The organism is Phenylobacterium sp., from assembly GCF_020402505.1.
GTDB lineage: Bacteria > Pseudomonadota > Alphaproteobacteria > Caulobacterales > Caulobacteraceae > Phenylobacterium.
In genome coordinates this window covers 1-4,338 of record NZ_JADBZL010000073.1, presented here as the reverse complement: position 1 = coordinate 4,338, position 4,338 = coordinate 1, and the positions used below count along the sequence as shown (strand labels likewise).

Below are 4,338 nucleotides of genomic sequence, written 5' to 3'. Positions count from 1 at the left end.
GTATTTGCCATTTATTGATTTATTTATTTTAGACCAATACATAGTATCGACCGTCCAGAATCGGCCATTCACGTATATTGGTCTATCGATTGTGCCTTTCCGACCCAGTAGGATTGATTCTCCATCATAAATGTATTCAGACGCGAAGGTGAATTGGCCGCCAGATCCGATGACGGGATAGCCTTCTTCAGCTTCGATATGTTTATAGTCGGCACCATTCTGAATTGCGATTAAGCGCCTCAATGGTGCTATCTCCCAATGGCTAGGCACCGCACCGAGCCAAGGTATCCTACTGTCCCGATAACTTGGATACGCCGGAAGGCTCATGCGACCAGCCCTTCGATCATCGCCTTGATCCGGTCCGTCACCGCTCGCAGGTCGGCGTCGATCTCCTCAAGATCACGCGGTGGCTCGAACACATAGAACTGCCTGTTGAACGGGATTTCATACCCCACCCGGGTCTTCGCCTCGTCGATCCAGGCGTCGGGGGCGTGGGGCAGGACCTCACGCCGGAAGTAGGCCCCGACATCCTCGGTTAGGGGCACGTTTTCGGTGTCGCGCAGGGCGCTGTCGGGCAGGGGCTTGTCCTTGGACTTGCCCTTCTGTCCCACCACGACCTTTCCCGCCTCGTCCTTCAGCGGTCGCTCCACCGTGATGGTGCGATAGCCGAAGGCGCTGGTCGGGAGGATGCGGGAGAGGGGGGCGATCTTCACCTTGCCGCCCTCCGGCGCCCCGGGCGCCGTCTCGCCCGCCTCGACGATCACCCGCGACACCGTCGCGCCGCTGGCGTCGATGACCGTGGCGACCTCCGCCTCCACGAAGGCGCCGAACAGACGGGTGACCGTGGCGATGTCGTCCTCGCCCATCTCCTTGCGCTTCGAGCCCAGGGACTTGCGCATCTTGCGCCAGAAGCCCGAGCCGTCGATCAGCTGGACCTTGCCCTTGCGGTCCTGGGATTTCCGGTTGGTGAGGACCCAGACATAGGTGGCGATGCCGGTGTTGAAGAACATGTCCGTCGGCAGAGCGATGATGGCCTCGACCAGGTCGCTCTCCAGGAGGTGCCTGCGGATCTCGCTCTCGCCGCTGCCGGCGCCGCCGGTGAAGAGGGGCGAGCCGTTCAGGACGATGCCGAACCGGCAGCCGCCTTCCGCCGCCGGGCGCATCTTGGACAGCATGTGCAGGAGGAAGAGGAGAGAGCCGTCCGACACCCGGGGCAGGCCAGGGCCGAAGCGGCCGTCGAAGCCCTTTTGCTCGTGTTCGGCCCGGACCTCCTTCTCGACCTTCTTCCACTCGACGCCGAAGGGCGGGTTGGCGAGCATGTAGTCGAAGGTGCGGCCGGGGTGGCCGTCGTCGGACAGGGTGTTGCCAAAGGCGATCTGGCGGACGTCCTGGCCCTTGATCAGCATGTCCGCCTTGCAGATGGCGTAGGATTCAGGATTCAGCTCCTGGCCGAACATGGTCAGCTGGGCGTTGGGGTTCTGGGCCTTGAGGTGTTCCTCGGCCACGGAGAGCATGCCGCCCGTGCCGGCGGTGGGATCGTAGATGGTGCGCACCACGCCGGGCTTGGTGAGGGCGGCGTCGTCCTCGATGAAGATCAGGTTGACCATCAGGCGGATGACTTCCCGGGGGGTGAAGTGCTCGCCCGCCGTCTCGTTGGAAAGTTCTGCGAACCGGCGGATCAGCTCCTCGAAGACCGATCCCATCTGGCTGTTGCTGACGGCGTCGGGGTGAAGGTCGAAGGCCGCGAACTTCTGCGCCACGAGGAAGAGCAGCTTGGCCTTGGCCAGGCGGTCCACCTGGTTGTGGAACTCGAACCGCTCGAAGATGTCGCGAACCTCGGGCGAGAAGGCCTGGATGTAGGCGGTGAGGTTGGCGGCGACATTGTCCGGGTCGCCCAGCAACTTGGGCAGGTCGAGGGGCGAGGTGTTGAAGAAGCTCTGCCCGGACTTGCGGCGGAGGAAGGGGTCCGGGTTCAGGCCGGCGGCGGACTGGGCCTGGAACTCGGCCAGGACGTCGGCCTTGGTGGGCGCGAGCGCGCAGTCGAGGCGGCGCAGGATGGTGAAGGGCAGGATGACCTTGCCGTAATCGGCGGGCTTGTAGTCGCCGCGAAGCAGGTCGGCGACGGACCAGATCAGGGCGGAGAGGGAGGGCGAACTCATCGGGGCTCCGGGGGTGGCTCAACGGCCTTGGGCCCAAGTCTTCGCAGCGCTCCCGGCGGGGCGCAAGCTTGGGGCTGCAAGATGCGCCGCCTGTCTGGACTCCAGGGGCGACAAACCCGGTCGTCTGTATTCGCCGGGCTCCTCGAGATCGTGAGGCGTCTCAGGCAAAGACGGCCCTTCCATGCCCTAGACGGCGGCGCACAGGCATCAAGGCATAATTTCTAGGTTATTTTAATCGTGTCCCGGGATAACATTTAAGTTATTATTTGTCGGATATCCAATAACCCCGGACTTATATCGTGGACCCGAAATCCCTCGCGCGAAAGCATCTGGAACGTCGCCTCGCGCCCTTGAGGGCCGCTGACCTTGCGCGCCCGCCTCGGGGCTGGATCCGGGCCCTTCGGGATGCCCTGGGCATGACGGCGACCCAGCTTGCTGCCCGCATTGGCGTGTCGCAGCCCCGCATCGCGGGGCTGGAGAAGGCCGAGGTCAGCGGGAATGTCACCCTGGCCACCCTGCGCCAGGCTGCGGAAGGGCTGGATTGCACCCTTGTCTACGCCTTCGTCCCGAACGCGCCGCTGGACGAGATGCTGCGCGAACGCGCCCGCGCTGCGGCTGACCTGCAGCTGGCGCGCACCCATCACACCATGATGCTGGAGAGCCAGGCGCTGGAACCCGCCGATCTCCGGGCGGAGCGGGAGCGACTGGTCGAGGCCATGCTGCGCGGCAATACACGTCGGCTTTGGGATGAGGTTTGAAGGGCGCAACCGTTGCACATCGACGCCCTGCGCGCCGCCGACGGGGAGGTGATCGCGCCGCTGATGGCCTTTGCGAGATCCTAGAAGATGCCGCAGACCCCCTCCGTCCCGGGGCTGACGCCCCGGTCCACCTCCCCCTTGGGGGAGGAATTACAAAGGCTCAATGGCTCCCCCAAGGGGGAGCTCCGACCGAAGGTTGGTGAGGGGGTCAACGGCGCTTCAGCAGACCCCTACGCCCCCAACACCCGCGCCGCCTGAGGCGCAAAGTAGGTGATCACCCCCGTCGCGCCGGCGCGCTTGAAGGCGGTGAGGCTTTCCATCACCGCCCGGTCCTCATCCAGCCAGCCGTTGCCGGCGGCGGCCTTGATCATGGCGTACTCGCCCGAGACCTGGAAGGCGAAGGTCGGGGCGTGGAAGGCCTCCACCACCCGGCGGACGATGTCGAGATAGGGCAGGCCGGGCTTCACCATCACCATGTCGGCGCCCTCGGCCAGGTCCAGCCCCACTTCCCGCAGGGCCTCCTCGGTGTTGGCCGGGTCCATCTGGTAGGTCTTCTTGTCGGCCGGGTTGTCCTCGGGGCCGGAGCCCAGCTTTCCCGAGCCGATGGCGTCGCGATAGGGGCCGTAGAAGGCCGAGGCGTACTTGGCGGCGTAGGACATGATCATCACGTCCGGGTGGCCGGCGCTCTCCAGGGCGCCGCGCAGGGCGCCGATGCGGCCGTCCATCATGTCGGAGGGGGCGAGGATGTCGGCCCCGGCCTGCGCCTGCATCAGGCCCTGGGCGACCAGGCGCTCGATGGTGGCGTCGTTGGCGATCCGGCCCGAGCGGATCAGGCCGTCGTGGCCGTGGGTGGTGAAGGGGTCGAGGGCCACGTCGCACATGATCCCCACCTCGGGGGCGGCGTCCTTCATGGCCTTGACCGCCCGGGGGATGACCCCGCCCGGGTCGGCGGCCAGGCTGCCCTCGGCGTCCTTCCGGGCGCCGTCGATGTGGGGGAAGATGGCGATGGCCGGAATGCCCAGCCGGCGCGCCTCCACGGCGGCGCGGGCGCAGTCCTTCACCGACAGGCGGCTGACGCCGGGCATGGAGGCGACGGGAACCTCGCCCTCGCCCTCGTGCACCACCATCGACCAGATGAGGTCGGCGGGGGTCAGCACGGTCTCGCGGACCAGGCGGCGGATCCAGTCGGACTGGCGCAGGCGGCGCAGGCGCAGGGCGGGGTAGGGGGCGAGGGGCGTCGGGCTCATGCCCTGCGGTCTCGCGCAAATGGGGGTGGGGTGCAAGGGGCGCGGCGTTGACAGGCCGGCGTTGACAGAGGGGGGCGGGAGGCTCCAGACGGCGGGGGCGCCTCGAACGGGGAGACCAGATGGACTTTGCGCTCAACGACGACCAGGCGGCCATCCAGGCGGCGGCCCGCACCT

4 protein-coding genes are annotated in these 4,338 nt (G+C 66.4%); 1 reads left to right on the top strand and 3 read right to left on the bottom strand.

Translation table 11 applies throughout. The features are described from left to right. Together IM632_RS05900 and IM632_RS05895 are read right to left on the bottom strand one after the other, a co-directional pair. Positions 1-243, bottom strand: a 243-nt coding sequence (locus IM632_RS05900) for a hypothetical protein (protein WP_296552118.1), incomplete at its 3' end; no start/stop codon positions are given. An 80-nt stretch (positions 244-323) separates the two neighbouring features. Then, positions 324-2,159 carry a class I SAM-dependent DNA methyltransferase gene (locus IM632_RS05895; RefSeq protein WP_296552116.1) on the bottom strand — a complete coding sequence of 612 codons (1,836 nt, stop codon included), beginning with the start codon at positions 2,157-2,159 and terminating at the stop codon, positions 324-326. 299 nt (positions 2,160-2,458) lie between these two features. Between IM632_RS05895 and IM632_RS05890 the strand changes: the two genes are divergently transcribed. Further along, entirely contained in the window at positions 2,459-2,917 is a 459-nt protein-coding gene (locus IM632_RS05890; protein WP_296518865.1) for a mobile mystery protein A, read from the top strand. Between the two features lie 230 nt (positions 2,918-3,147). Here IM632_RS05890 and hemB read toward each other — a convergent pair whose 3' ends face one another. Then, positions 3,148-4,164 carry a porphobilinogen synthase gene (gene hemB, locus IM632_RS05885; RefSeq protein ID WP_296552113.1) on the bottom strand — a complete coding sequence of 339 codons (1,017 nt, stop codon included), beginning with the start codon at positions 4,162-4,164 and terminating at the stop codon, positions 3,148-3,150. Positions 4,165-4,338: the final 174 nt, after the last annotated feature.